The organism is Pseudomonas sp. gcc21 (genome assembly GCF_012844345.1).
Classification (GTDB): domain Bacteria; phylum Pseudomonadota; class Gammaproteobacteria; order Pseudomonadales; family Pseudomonadaceae; genus Halopseudomonas.
The window spans coordinates 2,994,030-3,012,226 of record NZ_CP051625.1; the positions used below are offsets into that span (position 1 = coordinate 2,994,030).

Genomic DNA, 18,197 nt, shown 5'->3' on the forward strand with positions numbered 1-18,197 from the left:
AACATTTCCCTGTTTACGATAGGTTCGGGGAAGACAATAAAATCAAGCTGGAGTTAGTTATGGATCCCCAAACTGTTGGCATCGTAGTGACAATAGGAATGATAACACTGTTGCTGTTACGAGTACCTATTGCTGTTGTGCTTGTAACATCAGGGTACGTCGGTATGGTGCTGGTGGTCGCTGCCCGAGGTCAAGATTTCAACATCCAAGCAGGCATGGACACGGCAAACTCATTCTTGGGAAGCTTGCCATTTTCAAGCACCTCCGATTATACGTTTACAACCATCCCGATGTTTCTTTTGATGGGCTACCTCGCAACAGAAGGAGGATTTACTAGAGATATTTATGCCTCTGCCCGGCTTTGGCTGGGCCGCGTCCCAGGCGGTCTTGCTGTCGCATCAAGCGTAGGATGCGCGCTGTTTGCTGCGATTAGTGGCTCTAGTCTTGCTACCGCGGCAGCGATGGGCCGGATGGCTGTTCCGGAAATGCTCGCTCGCGGGTATCACAAAGGACTCGCGACGGGTGTGGTGGCAGCATCTGGTACTCTCGGCTCTTTAATTCCCCCAAGTATTCTTATTATTCTTTATGCAGTATTTACCGAGCAGTCGATCGCGAAGCTGTTCGTTGCGGGTATTATTCCTGGCCTATTGTCGCTGGGTATATATGTGGGGATGATCATGGTGCGCGCGAAACTGAATCCTTCGCTAGCGCCGTTGGTTGAGCGCTCCACTACGAAGGAAAAGGTCAGTTCGCTGAAAAGTACGTGGGGTATGTTGCTTCTTATCGGCGTGATTGTAAGCGGCTTATATTCTGGTATGTTCACACCTTCGGAAGCTGGGGCGATCGGCGCGGCTGTAGCTTTCGCGTTGTGTCTTTTCTCCGGCCGTATGGATCGAAAAAAAGCTAATGCGGCATTTTCTGAAACGTTGAAAACCACGTCGATGTTATTCGCGGCAATCATTGGCGCATACATGGTGACGTCTTTCACCGCATTGACTGGAATAGCTGGTGATTTGGCAGCCTGGGCAGGCGGTTTCGATGTGCCGCCATGGGTCATTATAGCCAGTCTGTCAGTGCTCTATGTGTTTTTGGGGACATTTATGGGTTCGATCGAGATTATGTTGCTCACCCTTCCTATTGTTATACCGATTGTGGAAGGGCTGGATTACAACATGATCTGGTTTGGAATTATAATGATTAAATACCTGGAAATAGGTCTCATATCGCCGCCCATAGGGATCAACTGTTTTATTATTAAGGCTGTTGTCGGTGGAGAGGTTTCCATTGGGCAGATATTTAAGGGTGTTACCTGGTTTCTCGTCGCGGATGTGGCGACTATCGTATTGCTCGTGGCTTTCCCTCAGATCGTCATGTTTCTTCCGGATATGATGTGAATCAAATGCTCTAGAACTGTTTTTGACTCCATAGCCTATGTCTCTTTTGGGGGCATAGCGCTACCAAGCTGCAAGCAGTGACTCGGCTTTAGGTTTGATCCGCTCTTCTTCGCTACGCCTGCTGAATACGGTTGCGTTTCATAGCGCAGCTCACGAACCCTGCTTGTTTTTTCATGGATCCTGGTGAATGCAGTTTTGTGTATTTAAAAGGTCTTGTTAGTAGTGATGACATATCGAGCCAGGATTCGTAATTGCTCTTTTTGGTAAACCTGAAGTTAACCCAGCGAAACGTATTGTATATTGTTGTAAATAAAAATAATTTGTAGATTGGTGTCGTAGGCTTCGCGCTGATTGCCAATAACAAAAGGAAAGTAGTGATGAGATCTTCCGAAATCAAGCGACTATATTTGTTGCCAGTCGCTCTACCTGTAATGCTGTCGTTATCCTCTGCAGCACATGCATACTCATTCGACGTGGACATAGATAAAAACCCTGCCACGGAAGAGACATTTGAGATTTACGGAAAAGTTAGACTTTCGGTTGATTATGGTGATTCTGACCTGGGGTCTACGCCAGAAAATAAATCCTCAGGACTGACGGATGGCAGCATTGGTCTTTCATCTAATACTACGCTTTTTGGCATCCGGGGCTCCTATGCACTCGAAAATGATCCGTACACGATTGTTTGGCAATTAGAAACCAAATTCAACCCCGACACGGATGGCGGTGACACGCTAGGAACGAGGGACACTTTTTTGGGCGTGAAAACGCCAGTTGGCTTATTCCGAGCCGGGCATATGGACACTCCGTTCAAAGCGATGGGCATTCGCAACTCGTTGTTTGTGGCTACTGCCGCTGATCCGATGGCTATTTTAGGCAAAAGCTCGGTTTCTGGAGCCCGCCTGGATCTTCGAGCTCAAAACGCCCTCAAGTGGGACCATGCCATCCAGGGTTTAACGGTATCTGCGCTATATTCATTTGATGGGCAGCGGGGGACGGAGGGATCTTCCGACAGATTTATCGACACCAATGAGGATGACGTCTATAGCATGAGTCTCGGCTATAAACTTGGACCAGTTATGCTGATGGGCGCATATGAAAATTGGGCTGATGCGTTCGGAGGTAGTATTGACGCTTGGCGTGTCGGCGCACGTTATACCAGCGGGCCAATCACTGCTGGCGCTATTTTCGGGGACATTGATACTGACGACTCCGTCGCTGGAGGCTCTTTGTCTCGCTCTGAATATGGTGCTTATCTGAGCTATAACGTCACCCAGCGAACATCCGTTGCCGGGCAGTGGATGCATGCTGATGAGTCTGACATTGCCGAGGGCGGAGATGATGCAAATCAATATAGCATTGGTATATTTCATAAATTATCCAAGCCTCTGACGCTTCATGCGGTAGCGACTATGACCGATAATAGTGCTAATGGCCGGTATGGCACAGCAGACTTTGCTCACGGTGACCGGGTTGCTACTGTCGATGGAGGGAGTCCCTATGTTGTATCGGTAGGGGCAGAATTCCAGTTCTGACTTCAAAGGTATTTGTAATCTGTGTCAGGCAGACTTTCCCCGGTTCGACCGGGGTTTTTTATTCGTGCGATAAGTGAGGTTTTTTATCACTGTATCGGCTTGGCAGAACCTACGTCCCGCAACGCCCGCCCAGTGATGCTTGTCTGATAAAACGCCGTTATGGTTTGTCATCGAGGTCGCAGCCGGAACGGCGGATCGACTAGGACTTGAGACGGGCATGGTGCTGAATCTCGGTCCCCTGGCTGAACAGCCCGCCCCTGTACGATGAGTCAGTCCAGACCTGCAACCTGGTTTCACTTACTGAGCGGTCGGCTCAATCCATTTGCCCTGGCTGATCTGTTCACAATAGGCTTTCAGAACAGGCGCATCGCTGGCATTTGAATAGTAATAAATGGACTGCTGGTAACCAACGCCTTCAGTACGCGAGCCTTCACAGATACCGTAGGCACCCGCCGGACAGGTTTCGATCAGTTCGATCTTGAAGCTGCGTTCGGGAATATTCGGCTGACAGAAATTCTCCTCGAACAGATTTTCCGGAATCGTCATGTTTTGCTGGCATAAACGTATCGGCTCCTGTTCATCGTCAGACTGTATCAGGCAGGCCGTGGCATGGACCTCGGCCATGACGCCTAGCAGAACGGGCACGAGCAGTATCGACTTCATAAGGTATCGGCGATGGCGAAAAGCCAACCTTACTGTTTACGCCGCGCTGCCTGCAAGCCGCTTTCCAGCTGACGCGAGTCCGGCCTTTGAGTCATCAGCAGCTCGATTCGGTTGTCGCTCCGCCAGGGGCTTGGCTGCCAGTTGAGTGACTTTTCGCCTGTGCCATTGAAGCTCATCCAGCCATCTTCGGTGTGCGCAACGCCCTTGGCGCGCTGCCATTGCGAACGGCTTAGCCATTCCTCCAGCGCCTCGCGTTTGAATTGTTGCGCTGGATGAATATGCCAGCCGATGCTGTACCACACATCCCGACTGGACTGACGGCAGTGCCAGTCTTCTACGCTGCGCCAGAGGGTAGCGGGACCGGTGGGAGTGTCGGGCAGATCGTCCAGACCAGGCGCGATAGCCAACGGTTTTGTCTGACGCGGCACCTTCTCCCATGGCAACTGGCTGTGCTGGCTCCAGTACACGGGCGCGGCTGTCTTCAGTCCGCTAAGTAACGCTTTGCGATCGGACAGACCCAGGCCCGCCGACTTGTTGAGAATCAACATGCCAGCTTGCGGCAGCGCCGCTCGCTGCGCATCAGCCAAACCCTTGCCGCTATGCAGGGCTTGCGCGTCCAGCACCATCAGCATCGGTTGCAGAGCAAGTACGTCCTTCCATGGGAAGTTGCCCAGTTGTGTCAGAAGCGTGGAAGGATGGCCGAGCCCGGACGCTTCAATGAACAATCGATCAGGCCGGGCACGACGCAGTAGCCGGCTCAATCCGACCTGAAAGGGTAAGCCGTTCACGCAGCATAGGCAGCCTCCTGGCACTTCTGCCAGGCTGATACCCTCTTCATCGTTCTGCAGCAGCGCTGCGTCAATGCCTACCTCGCCGAACTCATTGATAAGAATGGCCCACCGCTCGCCTTCTGGCCGCTCTGAGATCAAGTGTCGCATCAAGGTTGTTTTGCCCGACCCGAGAGGGCCGGCGATGAGATGGGTAGGTATTTGTTCAAGCATGGCCATGCCCTGAAAGGTGTTGGACGAAGCGCTCGTGCAATCAGACTACAGATTGGGGCAAAAACGCCCGGGGATCTGTCGAACCGGTCTCAGCTTGCCATCCTCTGCTGGTAGGCTTGCCGACAGGTTCCACGTGGAACGAAGCGGCAACCAAGCAGACTTTTTTCACCAGCTGAGGGACGCTTCCTAGCGTAGATAGTGCACGTTAGACGGTGGTTTGTCCGGCCCTTCGCCGGGGAACGGGTGCGGTGCCAGCTCCAGATTGAGCGGCTGCGCGCCGTGCAGCTCAACGTAGCCGGGGTAGCGCCGCTCTCCCGTGACGGTAAATTCGAAGGCATAACGACGGATCAATCCAATTCGCCCGTTGCGATTGCGACCAGGTCTGAGTCGGACCAGCGCTATGCTTTCATCAAGCAGCTGAACATCGGCTTTGCTGCAGTGGCTGCGTACCAGGCTCAATGCGCGGTCGCGCAGACCCAGCCCGCGCCAGATCCAGGCGCCCGCCCAGAATGCCAGGATAAGCAGGGTGACATGACCCAGATCGATCATCAGTCCGGCGCTCCGTAGATTCTGATGTGGATGATTATTGCATGGGGCGAGGGGACCGGCACATCACCTCATGCAAGCGCAGATGACAAGGCGAGTACGCTGATCCGATCGCCAGAGGGGTAGTGCCAGGTGACGTTGAAATCCCAGAACATAGCGCCGTATTGCCGGTCCGGTCCGGGCTGCTGGTAGGCGGGCTTGGGGTCCTGCGCCAGACATTGTTCCACTAGCTCAACCACCGGTTGGCCCAGTCGACTGGCGTGGTCCCGCGCCTGAATAAGCGCCTGCGGGGTCCACTGCACCTCGATCAATGCGGGCGCTGAGGATGCCAGGGTGTTGGTCGCGTTGGCTACCGAGTCGACGTAAGGCACGTAGGGCTTGATATCCAGCACAGGCGTGCCGTGGAGCAGGTCATGACCTGAAATCAACAACCGGCCCGGTTGCACCGCGTCCAGCTTCACCACTGACTGACCGATCGAATTGGGTCTGTGGGTCGCGCGGCTGGCAAACACGCCGATCTTGAGGTTGCCGCCGAGCCGGGGCGGACGCACTCTCAAGTGCGCCTCTCCGGAAGGAGCGGCGTGGAAGACGAAGAGTATCCAGATGTGACTGGACGACTCCAGCCCCTCGGTTGCTTCGACCTGGTCATAGGGTGGAAGCAACTCAATGACAGCTGTTGAAGCGGGTGCCAGGCGCGGCTGACGCGGAATGGCAAATTTTTCCCGGAAACACGAATGAACCTGTCCGACAGGTTCGAAGCTGAAACCCATCAGACGTGCGGAACCGGGGGGACGGATGACGGATGATCGTGAATCACAAAATGGCTCCCATCTTCTATTTCGATGATCTGCAGGTTCTCTGCCTGTTGAGCGCTAGTACGCATGGAAGCCGGATCGAGAATCCGGTCGTTGGTGGGTAGCAGTATGGCGCCGCAACGAACATGACGGTAGATATCAGGCCCGGTGGTTGCTGTCCAGTTTTCCATGTCCTGCATGTTGGTAACCAGGGTGGACAGTGTCCTTGTGCTAAAGGGGAATCGCATCACCATGTCACGCTTGTGTGGGTCCGCCAGTGGGCCCCAGCGTGTGCGGTTTTTTTCCGAGATGGGCTGTTGTTGCCAGGCTGCCAGGTAAAACGGCATCAACCAGGCGACGATAGGCGAGATCTCCTGGACAGGCCGGGCCTGTGGCAAAAGCGGTGCCTCCAGAATCACCTCGGCATCCACAAACAGGTCGGGACGCTGGCGTGCTGCTTCCAGCACCACCGCACCGCCGCGTGAGTGCCCATGGACCCGCAGTGAGCTATGACTGACCAGATTCTCAATAGCCAGATTCAACACCGCCGCGTCGTAGGCAATCGTGCCTGGCTGGTGCTTGGGAACGAAGGTCCAGTCTGCGGTCACGTATTTTGGTTTCTCGACCGGCAGATGATAATCGGCGCAGTTAAGCGTGATCAGCTCCAGATGGGGCGCTGAGTAATACCGGTTGAAATAGGTGAAATTCTCAGCAAAACCGTGCACCGCCACCACGCTGGATTTGGTGCCAGTACCGGCTCGCCTGGCTATCACAGCCTTACCGACCCTGAAGATTTCTCCGTTGTAGGTTTCCGCCTGGAGCGGTTGAGTTTCCTTGCGAAGCAAAAAACGACGAACATAAATCACTATCAGCACTGCCAGGCCGATAAGTCCAATCAGCATTTCCATATGTGTCTAGCCCTTAGTAATCGCGGGTGTAGAGTAAATGAATTAACGTTCAAAAAATTCACCCATGCGGGCGACAGATTCGTTGGAATCTCGCGTGTTAGAGCACCAATAGGGCCAGTCAACTGCTTTGCACGAGGAGGCGACGCGAGTAATATCGCCAAACGACGATATACGATAAACGACCGTCATGATTGCCTTGTGTTCCATTTGAGCCTCGATGAAAACAGATAGGAAAAATACGCTTTTCAAGGTCGCTGAAACAGCGCGTGCACTGGGCCATCCGGCACGGCTGCAGATAGTTGAGTTGCTGCTTGATCGCCATATATGTGTAGGTGGCGAGATAGTCCGGGAACTCGGCCTCGCTCAGTCCACTGTATCCGAGCACCTGCGCATCCTGAAGCAGGCGAGCATCGTGTGCGGTGAAATAGAGGGGCCGCGTGTGTGTTATTCGCTCAATCCGGATGGCCTTGCGCTGCTTTCAAGCTGGTTGCAGGTCACCGTTGAAAAGGTACAGCAGCATGGCGCGCTCTGCGATGACGAGGGTCGATGTAATTCAGAAGGAGCGTCCCATGAGTAACACCAAACAGGCTATTTCAGCATTTGAGCGCTACCTTTCGGTCTGGGTAGCTCTGGGCATAGTGGTTGGCATTGTACTTGGCAGCCTGTTTCCGCATGTCTTCGAGCTGCTGGCAGCGGTTGAATATGGCTCGGTGAATTTTGTGGTGGCGGTGCTGATCTGGTTTATGGTCTATCCGATGATGGTCTCGGTGGATTTCACCAGTCTGCGGCGATTGCACGAACGGCCGAAGGGCCTGGTCATCACGCTCACGGTCAACTGGCTGATCAAGCCATTCAGCATGGCACTGCTGGGGGTATTGTTCTTCGAGTATCTGTTTGCGGATCTCATCGATCCGGCCAATGCAGGTCAGTACATCGCCGGGCTGATTCTGCTCGGCGCAGCGCCTTGCACGGCTATGGTATTTGTCTGGTCCCAGCTGACGCGAGGCGATGCCACCTACACTCTGGCTCAGGTGGCGTTGAATGACGTCATCATGATCTTCGCTTTTGCACCCATTGTGGCGCTGCTGCTCGGCGTCACCGAAATAGACGTTCCGTGGGCGACACTGTTGTTGTCGGTAGGGCTTTATGTGGTGATTCCGTTGTTGGCCGGGGTCATAACGCGGGTCAAACTCAGCGCGGGTGTTTCCCCTCAGACAGCTGCGCAATCGCTGCTGCGCTTCAACACACAGGTCAAACCCTTTTCGGTGTTGGGTTTGCTGGCTACCGTTGTGCTGCTGTTTGGCTTTCAGGGCCAGGTCATCCTTGATCAACCGGTGCTGATTGCCTTGATAGCGATCCCCCTGTTGATTCAGTCCTATGGGATTTTCGCCCTCGCCTACACTGCAGCGAAGCTCTGGAAGGTGCCGTTCAATATTGCCGCGCCGTGCGCCATGATCGGTACATCAAATTTCTTCGAACTGGCGGTAGCGGTTGCTATCGGAATGTTCGGCCTGAACTCAGGGGCCGCGCTGGTGACTGTTGTAGGGGTGCTGGTTGAAGTGCCGGTGATGCTTTCGCTGGTCGCCTTCGCCAACCGCACCCGGCACTGGTTTCCCGGCGAAGGCACCTGAACAGCCGGCAGGAGCTGGCGCAGCTCCCGCCGGCTGAGTGCATTCAGGCTCCTTCAGCCAGGCCCGATCAAAAGCGGCTCAGTCCGCATTGCTCCATTCCTGTTCCTGCAGCGCTCGCCACATGATTTTTCCGGTGGGCGATTTCGGCAGGCTGTCCACGAACTCGATCAGCTTGGGGCATTTATAGGCTGACATATTTTCCTGGCACCAGGCGAGGATGTCTTCGGCGTCTGCATTCTGACCGGCAGCGCAAACAATCACGGCCTTGACGGTTTCGCCGCGGCGCTCGTCGGGCACTGAGATTATGCAGACTTCCTGCACTGCGGGGTGTCCGTAGAGCAGTGATTCGACTTCCGCCGGCCAGACCTTGAAGCCGGAGGCATTGATCATGCGCTTGACCCGGTCGACCAGGAAGAAGTAACCCTCTTCGTCGTAGTAGCCGATATCGCCAGAGCGGAAGAAACGCTTGCCATCCAGCTCGACGAAGGCCTCTGCAGTGGCTTCGTCCCGCCGCCAGTAACCCTGGAATACTTGCTCCCCGTGCATGACGATCTCACCGCTTTCGCCCGGACCGACCTCCTCCAGCGTATCGATATTGATGATCCGCGAATCAACTCCAATGATTGGAATGCCCAGACATTGTGGCTTGGGTGCCTGCGGTGGATTCATATGAGTGGCGCTGATGGTCTCCGAGAGACCATAGCCCTCTGAATAGTGCAACCCGGTCTTGTTTTCCAGTTTCGCTGCCACCGCAGCCGGCATGGCCGCGCCGCCACCGCCAATGGATTGCAGGCTGCTCAGGTCATAGTCATCGATGGTTGGCTCCGACAACAGATCCACCACCATGGTGGAGATGTTCCGCCAGTTGGTGATCTGATGCCGCTGGATCAGTTGCGCAGCGGTCTTGCGGTCCCAGCGCGTCATGATCACCTGAGTGCCGCCGATATAGATCGCGCTGTTCATGCACACCTGCATGCCGGTCACGTGAAACAGCGGCACAGATACCAGCTGTACGCTGTTGTGCTGGGCATTGCCCCATACCGAACAGTACACGGCGGTTGCCATGACGCTGTGGTGCGTATGCACGCAGCCCTTGGGGTTACCGGTCGTGCCGGAGCTGTAGGGAATCACGCAGAGATCATCCGGTCCGGTAGTCAGCGGTCCGGGAATATGGTTTGCCGCGAGGGCGTCTTGCCAGGCGACCAGACCCGGCTGTTGCGGAATATCACTCGGCAGCTTCACCGCATCGGGCAGCTCTCCGACCGGCGGTTCAGTCACATATTCGCTATAGGCGCTCACGACTACATGGCGCAGTGAACCTTCCTCAAGCAATCCGGTGACGTTGTCCAGCAACTCGCGGCCGCAGAGGGCGACGTCAGCCTCGGTGTCGGTGATCAGGTATTCAAGTTCGGCGCGGCGGTTCATCGGGTTGACCGGCACGACCACGGCATTGGCCCGCAAAATGGAATAAAAGCTCACCACAAACTGCGGGCTGTTCTGCATGTACAGCAAAACCCTGTCCCCAGCCTTCACGCCATGCTGTTGCAGATGTCCCGCCATGCTCTGCGCCTGACGTTCCAGCTCGCGGTAACTTAGTGCGGTGCCGTAATACAGAATGGCAGGATGGTCCGGATAGCGCAGCGCCGAGACCGCCAGGTTGCTATACAGGCAGGTGCGGGGAAGCTCGAGGAAATGCGGAACCAGGGCGGGCCAGACATCGTAGTGTCGATCGAACATCTTGTTATTCTCCGGCGTGCTTGAATGCGAGGGTCTGTTCCCGAGAGTAGTCGGAGCCGGATAGTCTGGAAACCGCTAACAATGCCGTTGTTGACACATCATAAGCATCGGAGAGTCAGGGCAACAGAATGCGGAAGCTTCCGCCGCCAAGCGGGCTGTCGTTACTCAGTTCAATATGGCCCGGTATGCCGTTGCGCTGGTGCAGCCGGGCGATGCGTTCGCCAAAATACAGACCGAGCCCGGTGCTCCCGGTACTCAGATCAATGCCCATCACATACTCCGATTGGCGTTCGATCATCGCTAGCGGATAACCCTCGCCGTCGTCGCAAATGGTGATTGAGAGCTGGCCGTCGCGTATACCCGCATGCAGTTGGATGGCCGAGCGTGCGTAACGTATGGAATTGTTGATCACGTTCGCCACCACCGAGCCGACCAGCTCCGTATCGAAATAGCCGAGCATGCCTTCTTCTTCGACCTCATAACTGCCGTCGATGTGGCGGGCCCGCAGAATATTGTCGTGGCGGGCCAGCTGCGCTTCGAGAAAGTCGTCCATTTCAATCCAGGCAGGCCGCAGGGGCAGTTGGTTAACCTGCAGCTTGTACAGGCCAAGCATCTGCACCAGCATGCCGTTAAGACGCAGGGACTCATATTCGATCACGCCGTGTTCACGGCTGTTACTCAGTTCCGCCGGCAGGCTGGCCAGGGATTGGCTGTAAGCCTGCATCAACATGGCCAAGGAATTCTTCATGTCATGTACGGTAGAGGCGATGACAGTGGAAAAGTCGAGGCCTGCGCCCGGTTGTTCGCGATCGTCGTTCATAGCGCTTCCACCGCCTTGCGCAGTTTCTGATAGCGCTCGTATCGCTTGTCAGTGGTGGGCATGTTGTGCGCCTGAGCGAGACACCTTAAACATTCAGCCTTGAGGGCCTCATCGGGCGTTTGTGTCAGCAATCGCAGCAGGGATTGCGCCGTATTCAATGCGTAGCTGATGTTGCGCGGTTGGCTTGCACTGGCCTGACGAAACAATCCCAGCGCTTCCTCAAACTGTTTCTGCTGATAGCACTTGATGCCTTCACGGTTTTTCGCTTTGGCATGCTCCCCGCTTCTTATGATCTCCGGGTTGTCGATCAACTCGGCGATTTGCTCGAGCACCACCGGATCGTCCCCATACATTTCGGCGCAGGTGGCCAATACAGTGTCTGCGCTATCCGCACGGCCTAGTTCACGCAGTTGTCTCGCGACGTCCAGTGCCAGTTCCGGAGCCAGGCCGCCGTCCAAAGACTCAAGGTGTTCGGAGGCCATCTGGGCGTAACGCTCCGCTTCGCTCTTCTGGCCACTTTTAGCCAGTGCGCTCCCTTGCAGCAAATTTGAACGGGCGACCAAACTCGCATCGTTCTTCCAGGTTTTATCCACTTCGGCCAATGTCTGACGAATCTCGAGCAGCGTTTTGGGGTTAATTGCGCCCGGACCGTCCTGCTCGGTCAGGGTGGCGGCCAGCTGGAGATGCGTTTCAGCGTTACGAAAGGCTGAATTGCGGCCCAGGCCAACAGCGTGGCGAAAGGCGCGGGTAGCCTGAGCATAATCTTCGTTGCGCCGCGCTAGCTTGCCTAGTTCCACCTGGCGCTGTAGGGCGTGGGGTGAGATTTTTATGCCCTGCTCCAGACACTGCTGGGCGGCAAGGCTATCGCCACGCGCGTCATGTATAGCGGCTAGTCCGTCAAACAGGGCGGGGAGCATCGGAAATAATTCGATACCTCGCTCGTACAGCGCCTGCGCTTCATCGAGCCGGCCTTTAGTACGCTGATGATTGCCCAATGTGACCAGCGCCCAGGGTAGAGGTCGATCCCCGACCAGTTCGTTAAGCAAGGCTTCCAGTTCGGCATCCTGACCGAGCTGCGCCAGCGCGTCGGCCAGATAACGCTGACATAGCGGGGCGAGTCGCGGCTGCGCCTGGATCATTGTTCGACAGGCGCCAACCACGGCCTGCGGGTCATCCCGGCTGATCGCGTCCAGTATTGGTTTGAGCGTCGTCTTGCGTTGGACCAGTTTATCCAGGCGTTGTTCGAGACTGGCGCGGTTGAACGGCTTGGTGAGATACGCGTCGGGTTCGCATTCCAAGGCTGCTATGACCATCGCCTGGCTGCTTTCAGCGGTAACCATGACAAAGATGCAATGCGGACTGATGCGCTTGGTGTGATGCAATTCTTCCAGCACCTGCTGGCCGTTCTTGCCGTCACCGAGGTTGTAGTCGTGCAGAATGATGTCGTATCGGTTATTCCGGCATAGCGCGAGGGTCTCTTCGCCTGTCGCGACCGAATCGACGTCGCGCACTGCCATCTGGCGTAGCATGGCGGTAACCGATGTGCGGAAACCGGAAAAATCATCCGCTATCAGCACCCGCTTGTTGCTGTAATCAATCATCTGAAATCCTGAACGTCGATGTGGGGATCGCGCCGCTTGATCCTTCAAGCCGGAACAGCCAATCATCAGGGTAGGGCAAAGTGCCATTACGCGGCAATTAGCAGATACGTTATCTCCTGAACCGCACCTATGTGCCGGAGTCTATCAGAGCATCAGCATCTCCCGACTTGCCATCAGACTGGCGGCGGCCTGCCGCCGGGATTGGCTTTCTTTCCCTGAATATGAGGCACTCATCATGATTACCCGTGGTCTGCTCGATCAATTATTGAAATCCGGTTCTGATCTGCTGCAAGGGCAGGCAGGCATGAAATCCTCCAGCCAGCCATCGGGCCGTACTGACTCTCCCCTGGCGGGACTGTTGTCCGGGGTCGGCGGTGGTGCCCTGGGTGGTTCGGCGATAGGCTTGCTGATGGGTAACAAGAAGGCCCGCAAGGTCGGCAAGAAGGTTGCTACCTACGGCGGGTTGGCTGCCCTGGGTGTGATCGCCTACAAGGCCTACGGCAGTTGGCAACAACGTACCGGCAACAACACGGTGAGCGAGCCACAAACCATAGATCGACTGCCCCCGCCGCAGGTTGAAGAGCACAGCCAGGCGATCCTGCGAGCGGTGATAGGGGCGGCCAAGGCGGACGGGCACGTTGATGACCGTGAGCGGGAGTTGATAGAAGGGGAAATCAATAAACTGACTGAGGATCGGGAACTGCAGAGCTGGTTCGACCAAGAGTTGCGCCGGCCACTTGATCCGGCCGAGATCGCCAGGGCCGCGAGCACGCCGGAAATGGCGGCTGAAATGTATCTGGCCAGTTTGCTGATGGTTGACGAAGAAAATTACATGGAGCGTGCGTATCTGGACGAACTGGCGCGGCAGTTGAAGCTTGATCCGGAACTGAAAACCGAGCTCGAGCGTCAGGCCGAACAGTCAGTCGCATGAGGCGTTGAACGCAACCCGCCGACACTGCCCACAGGCAGTGCCGGCGCGGGTTGGTTTCATTGCGCAGCGATAGACTCAGCCTCGGCCTCAGCCTGCCAGCCACCACCCAGCGCCTTGAACAACTCGACTTCACTGACCAGCTGGCTCAGACGGTCGCCGATCAGCTGCTGCTGTGCGGTGAATAGCTGGCGCTGGGCATCAAGCAGGGTGAGATAGCTGTCGACGCCCGTGCGATACCGTCGCTCGGCAATCTCGAAATAGCTTTCGCTGGCTTCGACCAGATCACTTTGCGCCTGTACCTGTTGCACATAGGTATCACGCGCAGCAAGGCCATCTGATACATCGCGGAAGGCTTCCTGAATGGAGCGTTCGTACTCCGCTACGCGGGCGTCGCGAATGATCTCTGCGTAATCAAGGTTCGCACGCAGACGGCCGGCGTTGAAGATGGGCAGGCTGATGCTTGGTGAAAAGCTCCAGTAATCCGAGCCACTATCGAACAACCCGTCCAGATCACTGCTGGCGCTGCCTGCGGCACCCGTCAGGCTGATACTCGGAAAGAAAGCTGCCCGGGCCGCGCCTATGTTGGCGTTGGCAGCGCGCAGCCGACGTTCAGCTTCAACAATATCCGGCCGGTTGACCAACAATTCCGACGGCAATCCCACCGGCAGATCGGTGAGGTAGCTGCGTTGCAGATCAATTGGATCCACATCCCTGAACGGCAGACGCTGGCCGAGGAGTTGCGCCAGGGCGTTGCGATCCTGGGCTACCAGCCGGGTATAGCGCGCGAGACTGCTGCGTGCCGTTTCCACAGCGGTGCGGGCCTGGGTCAGCTCCAATGAGGAGGCGACCCCCACGTCATAGCTGCGCTGGGTCAGCGACAGGCTTTCCTCGTAAGTTTCAAGCGTACCGCGGGTGATTTCCAGGAGCGCCTGATCGGCCTGCCAGGTCAGATAGGTGTTGGCTACGGCAGCGATGAGGCTGATCTGTACGCTGCGCTGAGCTGCTTCGGTGGCCAGATATTCTTCAAGGGCCTGCTCGCGCAGGCTTCCCAGGCGACCGAACAGATCGAGCTCCCAGCCAATGCCCAGGGTGGCGCTGTACTGACTGCTGATATCAGCTTCGCCCATAGGGTTCAGGCTGGCCGGCGTGCGGCTGCGGTTGCCACTGCCATCAGCGCTGATTGAGGGAAACAGATCCGAGCGCTGGATGCGATACAAAGCCCGCGTCGCCTCGACATTGAGTGCGGCGACACGCAGGTCGCGGTTATTTTCCAGCGCTACGCCGATCAACTCACGTAGCGCCGGGTCCTGGAAAAACTGTCCCCACCCCAGATTGGCGGTTTGCTCGTTAGTACTGGTCGAATACGCCTCGCCCTGCGGCCAACTGTCCGCTACCGGGGATTCGGGCCGTTGAAAATCAGGAATCATCGAGCAGCCGCTAAGCGTGACTGCCAGCGATACGCTTAATAAGGTTCTTTTCACTTGGCTGGCTCCTCGGTGGTAACAGCTTCGCTGTCGGATTCGTCCTGCTTCCTGCGGCTGAATACCGAGGACACCATAACGAAGAACAGCGGCACCCAGAATATGACCAGGACGGTTGCGGTAAGCATGCCGCCGATGACCCCGGTACCGATCGCGTGTGAGCTACCGGCGCCGGCACCGCTGGCCAATGCCAGCGGGACCACGCCGAGCGTGAATGCCATGGAGGTCATGATGATCGGGCGCAAACGCATCCGGCAGGCCTCAACCGCAGCGTCCACCAGGCTCATGCCCTGCTCGTGCAGATCCTTGGCAAACTCGACGATCAGAATGGCGTTCTTCGCCGTCAAACCGACCGTGGTAAGCAGGCCGACCTGGAAGAACACGTCGTTCGACAGACCACGACCCAGGGTCGCCAGCAATGCACCGATCACACCCAGCGGCACCACCAACAGCACTACCAGCGGAATCGACCAGCTTTCATACAGCGCGGCGAGACACAGGAACACCACCAGCAAGGACAATGCATACAGCATGGGAGCCTGGTCGCCGGAAAGCCGCTCTTCAAATGACAGACCTGTCCAGGCAATGCCTACGCCTTCGGGCAGCTTGCCGGCCAGCTCTTCAACCGCGGCCATGGCGTCACCGGTACTGTAACCGGGTGCTGCTTCGCCCATGATTTCCATGGACGGAACACCGTTGTAACGTGCCAGTTTTGGCGAACCGTAGATCCATTCGCCGGTGGCGAAGGCGCTGAAGGGCACCATTTCACCCTGATTGTTGCGCACGAACCACTTGTCCAGGTCTTCCGGATTCATACGTGCTTCGGCTTCGCCCTGGACATAGACCCGTTTGACCCGACCGCGGTCGATGAAATCATTGACGTAGCTGGAACCCCAGGCGACCGATTGGGTAGCGTTCACATCACTTAGCGATACGCCCAGTGCGCGCGCCTGCTCATCGTCCACAATCAGCTGATATTGCGGTTCGTCGTCCAGCCCGTTGGGTCGCACGGCGGTAAGCACCGGATGTTCTGCGGCCATCCCCAGGAACTGGTTACGTGCCTGCATCAAGGTGGCATGCCCGACACCGGCATTATCCTGCAGGAAGAAGTTGAAACCCGTCGCGTTGCCCAGCGCCATGACAGCAGGCGGAGCAAAGGCAAACGCCATCGCATCCCGGTAGGTATTGAATTCCTGTTGGGCACGTTCAGCCAGGGCGAAGACACTCTGCTCCGGATCCGGACGTTCGTCCCATGGCTTCAGACCGATAAAGGCAATGGCAGAGTTCTGTCCGCGACCGGCGAAGCTGAAGCCGGTTACGGTAAATACAGACTCGACGATGTCGCCTTCCTCCGTAAGCAGGTGGTTACGCATCCGGTCCACGGTCGCCTGGGTTCGCTCAGCGGTCGAACCGGCTGGCGTTTGTACCTGGGCAAAGAGTACGCCCTGATCTTCATCGGGTAGGAAGGCTGACGGCAAGCGGGTGAACAGCAGCGCCATGATGCCGACGATCACCACATACAGCAGCAGATAGGGTGCCTTGCGCCGCAGGATAGAAGACACGCCACGCTCGTACCGGCTTACCCCACGGTTGAAGGTACGGTTGAACCAGCCGAAGAACCCGCGTTTTTCATGATGCGAGCCCTTCGGGATGGGCTTGAGCATGGTGGCGCAGAGGGCGGGCGTGAAGATCAGCGCAACCAGTACCGACAGGGTCATGGCTGATGCGATGGTGATGGCGAACTGGCGATAGATCACCCCGGTGGAGCCACCGAAGAAGGCCATGGGGACAAACACCGCGGACAGCACCAGGCCGATACCGACCAGTGCCCCCTGAATCTGGCTCATGGACTTACGGGTGGCTTCAACCGGCGGCAGGCCTTCTTCCTCCATGACCCGTTCGACGTTTTCCACCACCACGATCGCGTCATCCACCAGCAGACCGATGGCAAGTACCATGGCGAACATGGTCAGAATGTTCACGCTGAAGCCAAAGGCCGCCAGCACACCGAATGTGCCCAGCAATACCACCGGTACAGCCAAGGTCGGAATCAGTGTGGCGCGGAAGTTCTGCAGGAACAGATACATCACCAGGAATACCAGCACGATCGCTTCGAACAGCGTGTGCACCACGCCTTCAATCGAAGCCGATACCACCGGCGCTGTTTCAAACGGGTAGACCACATCCATGCCCGGCGGGAAGAACGGCTGCAGGCTGGCGATGGTTTCCTTGACCGCGTTGGCAGTTTCCAGGGCGTTCGCGCCGGTAGCCAGGTTTACCGCAATACCCGTGGCGGGCATGCCGTTGTACAAGGCGGTTATGGCTGCGTTTTGTGAACCCATCTCAACCCGTGCGACATCCTCCAGGCGGACCTGCGAGCCATCACTGTTGACCTTCAGCAGAATATTGCGGAACTCTTCCGGCGTCTGCAGGCGGGTCTTGCCGATGATGGTCGCGTTCAATTGTTGGCCGGGCACCGCCGGCAAGCCGCCAAACTGGCCGGAAGAGATCTGCACGTTCTGCGCACGGATTGCCGCACTGACATCCGAAGGCATGAGCTCGAAATTGTTCAGCTTGGCCGGGTCCAGCCAGATGCGCATGGCGTAGGGCGCACCGAACACCTGGAAGTCACCTACCCCATCGGTACGTGAGATCGGGTCCTGGATGTTGGACACGACATAATCGGAGAGATCGTCCCGGGTCAGGCTGCCATCAGTCGAGACGACGCCCACTACCATCAGGAAGTTGCTGCTCGATTTGGTAACACGAATACCCTGTTGCTGTACTTCCTGGGGTAGAAGGGGCGTTGCCAGCTGGAGCTTGTTTTGTACCTGAACCTGGGCGATGTCCGGATCGGTGCCCTGGTTGAAGGTCACGTTGATCTGCATGCTGCCGTCGGAGTTGCTCTGCGAACTGATGTAGCGCAGACCGTCGATCCCGTTCATCTGCTGCTCGATCACCTGGACCACGGTGTCCTGCACAGTCTGCGCCGAGGCGCCGGGATAGCTTACGGAAATCCGCACGGCGGGCGGTGCGATGCTTGGATACTGGTTGACCGGCAGGCTGAGAACAGAAAGCCCCCCGGCCAGCATGATCACCAGGGCGATAACCCAGGCAAATATCGGTCGGTCGATAAAGAAATGTGGCATGAATAA

15 protein-coding genes are annotated in these 18,197 nt (G+C 56.7%); 5 read left to right on the forward strand and 10 right to left on the reverse strand.

Annotated elements, in window-relative coordinates:
* Positions 1–59 precede the first annotated feature (59 nt).
* Positions 60–1,394 (forward strand): TRAP transporter large permease, encoded by a 1,335-nt coding sequence (locus HG264_RS13795; RefSeq protein WP_169408209.1) that lies wholly within the window; start codon positions 60–62, stop codon positions 1,392–1,394.
* Between the two features lie 377 nt (positions 1,395–1,771).
* Complete coding sequence (locus HG264_RS13800) at positions 1,772–2,929, forward strand: porin (RefSeq protein ID WP_169408210.1); 1,158 nt, start codon at positions 1,772–1,774, stop codon at positions 2,927–2,929.
* Positions 2,930–3,226: 297 nt separating this feature from the next.
* On the opposite strand, the gene HG264_RS13805 is transcribed toward HG264_RS13800, so the two are convergent.
* From HG264_RS13805 to HG264_RS13825, 5 genes are all read right to left on the reverse strand, one after another.
* A complete protein-coding gene (locus tag HG264_RS13805) occupies positions 3,227–3,592 on the reverse strand; it encodes an NADH:ubiquinone oxidoreductase (protein WP_169408211.1) in 366 nt (121 codons plus the stop codon).
* Positions 3,593–3,621: 29 nt separating this feature from the next.
* Entirely contained in the window at positions 3,622–4,593 is a 972-nt protein-coding gene (locus HG264_RS13810) for a GTP-binding protein (RefSeq protein WP_169408212.1), read from the reverse strand.
* 186 nt (positions 4,594–4,779) lie between these two features.
* Entirely contained in the window at positions 4,780–5,142 is a 363-nt protein-coding gene (locus HG264_RS13815; RefSeq protein WP_169408213.1) for a DUF3301 domain-containing protein, read from the reverse strand.
* Positions 5,143–5,210: 68 nt separating this feature from the next.
* Positions 5,211–5,909 (reverse strand): tRNA (N6-threonylcarbamoyladenosine(37)-N6)-methyltransferase TrmO, encoded by a 699-nt coding sequence (tsaA, locus tag HG264_RS13820; protein WP_169408214.1) that lies wholly within the window; start codon positions 5,907–5,909, stop codon positions 5,211–5,213.
* Positions 5,909–6,841: an alpha/beta fold hydrolase gene (locus HG264_RS13825; protein WP_169408215.1), complete on the reverse strand. Its 933-nt coding sequence runs from the start codon at positions 6,839–6,841 to the stop codon at positions 5,909–5,911. The genes tsaA and HG264_RS13825 overlap by 1 nt, the downstream gene beginning before the upstream one ends.
* A 217-nt stretch (positions 6,842–7,058) precedes the next feature.
* On the opposite strand from HG264_RS13825, the gene HG264_RS13830 reads away from it, so the two are divergent.
* Complete coding sequence (locus HG264_RS13830) at positions 7,059–7,418, forward strand: helix-turn-helix transcriptional regulator (protein ID WP_169408216.1); 360 nt, start codon at positions 7,059–7,061, stop codon at positions 7,416–7,418.
* On the forward strand, positions 7,411–8,472 hold the full coding sequence (gene arsB, locus HG264_RS13835) for an ACR3 family arsenite efflux transporter (protein ID WP_218573006.1): 1,062 nt from the start codon (positions 7,411–7,413) through the stop codon (positions 8,470–8,472). The genes HG264_RS13830 and arsB overlap by 8 nt, the downstream gene beginning before the upstream one ends.
* Before the next feature lie 78 nt (positions 8,473–8,550).
* Here the strand turns inward: arsB and HG264_RS13840 are convergent, their stop codons facing one another.
* From HG264_RS13840 to HG264_RS13850, 3 genes are all read right to left on the reverse strand, one after another.
* A complete protein-coding gene (locus HG264_RS13840) occupies positions 8,551–10,209 on the reverse strand; it encodes a long-chain-fatty-acid--CoA ligase (RefSeq protein WP_169408217.1) in 1,659 nt (552 codons plus the stop codon).
* 115 nt (positions 10,210–10,324) lie between these two features.
* Positions 10,325–11,029: a sensor histidine kinase KdpD gene (locus HG264_RS13845; RefSeq protein ID WP_169408218.1), complete on the reverse strand. Its 705-nt coding sequence runs from the start codon at positions 11,027–11,029 to the stop codon at positions 10,325–10,327.
* Positions 11,026–12,630, reverse strand: coding sequence for a tetratricopeptide repeat-containing response regulator (locus tag HG264_RS13850; protein WP_169408219.1), 1,605 nt, complete (start codon positions 12,628–12,630; stop codon positions 11,026–11,028). Before HG264_RS13850 ends, HG264_RS13845 begins: the two co-directional genes overlap by 4 nt.
* Positions 12,631–12,865: 235 nt before the next feature.
* Here HG264_RS13850 and HG264_RS13855 point away from each other — a divergent pair, with 235 nt between their 5' ends.
* Positions 12,866–13,561 carry a tellurite resistance TerB family protein gene (locus HG264_RS13855; RefSeq protein ID WP_169408220.1) on the forward strand — a complete coding sequence of 232 codons (696 nt, stop codon included), beginning with the start codon at positions 12,866–12,868 and terminating at the stop codon, positions 13,559–13,561.
* 56 nt (positions 13,562–13,617) lie between these two features.
* Here the strand turns inward: HG264_RS13855 and HG264_RS13860 are convergent, their stop codons facing one another.
* Both HG264_RS13860 and HG264_RS13865 read right to left on the reverse strand, forming a co-directional pair.
* Positions 13,618–15,042: an AdeC/AdeK/OprM family multidrug efflux complex outer membrane factor gene (locus HG264_RS13860; protein WP_169408221.1), complete on the reverse strand. Its 1,425-nt coding sequence runs from the start codon at positions 15,040–15,042 to the stop codon at positions 13,618–13,620.
* The gene (locus tag HG264_RS13865; RefSeq protein ID WP_169408222.1) at positions 15,039–18,191 is read right to left on the reverse strand and encodes an efflux RND transporter permease subunit; all 3,153 of its coding nucleotides are present in this window, start codon (positions 18,189–18,191) and stop codon (positions 15,039–15,041) included. The genes HG264_RS13860 and HG264_RS13865 overlap by 4 nt, the downstream gene beginning before the upstream one ends.
* Between the last annotated feature and the right edge of the window lie 6 nt (positions 18,192–18,197).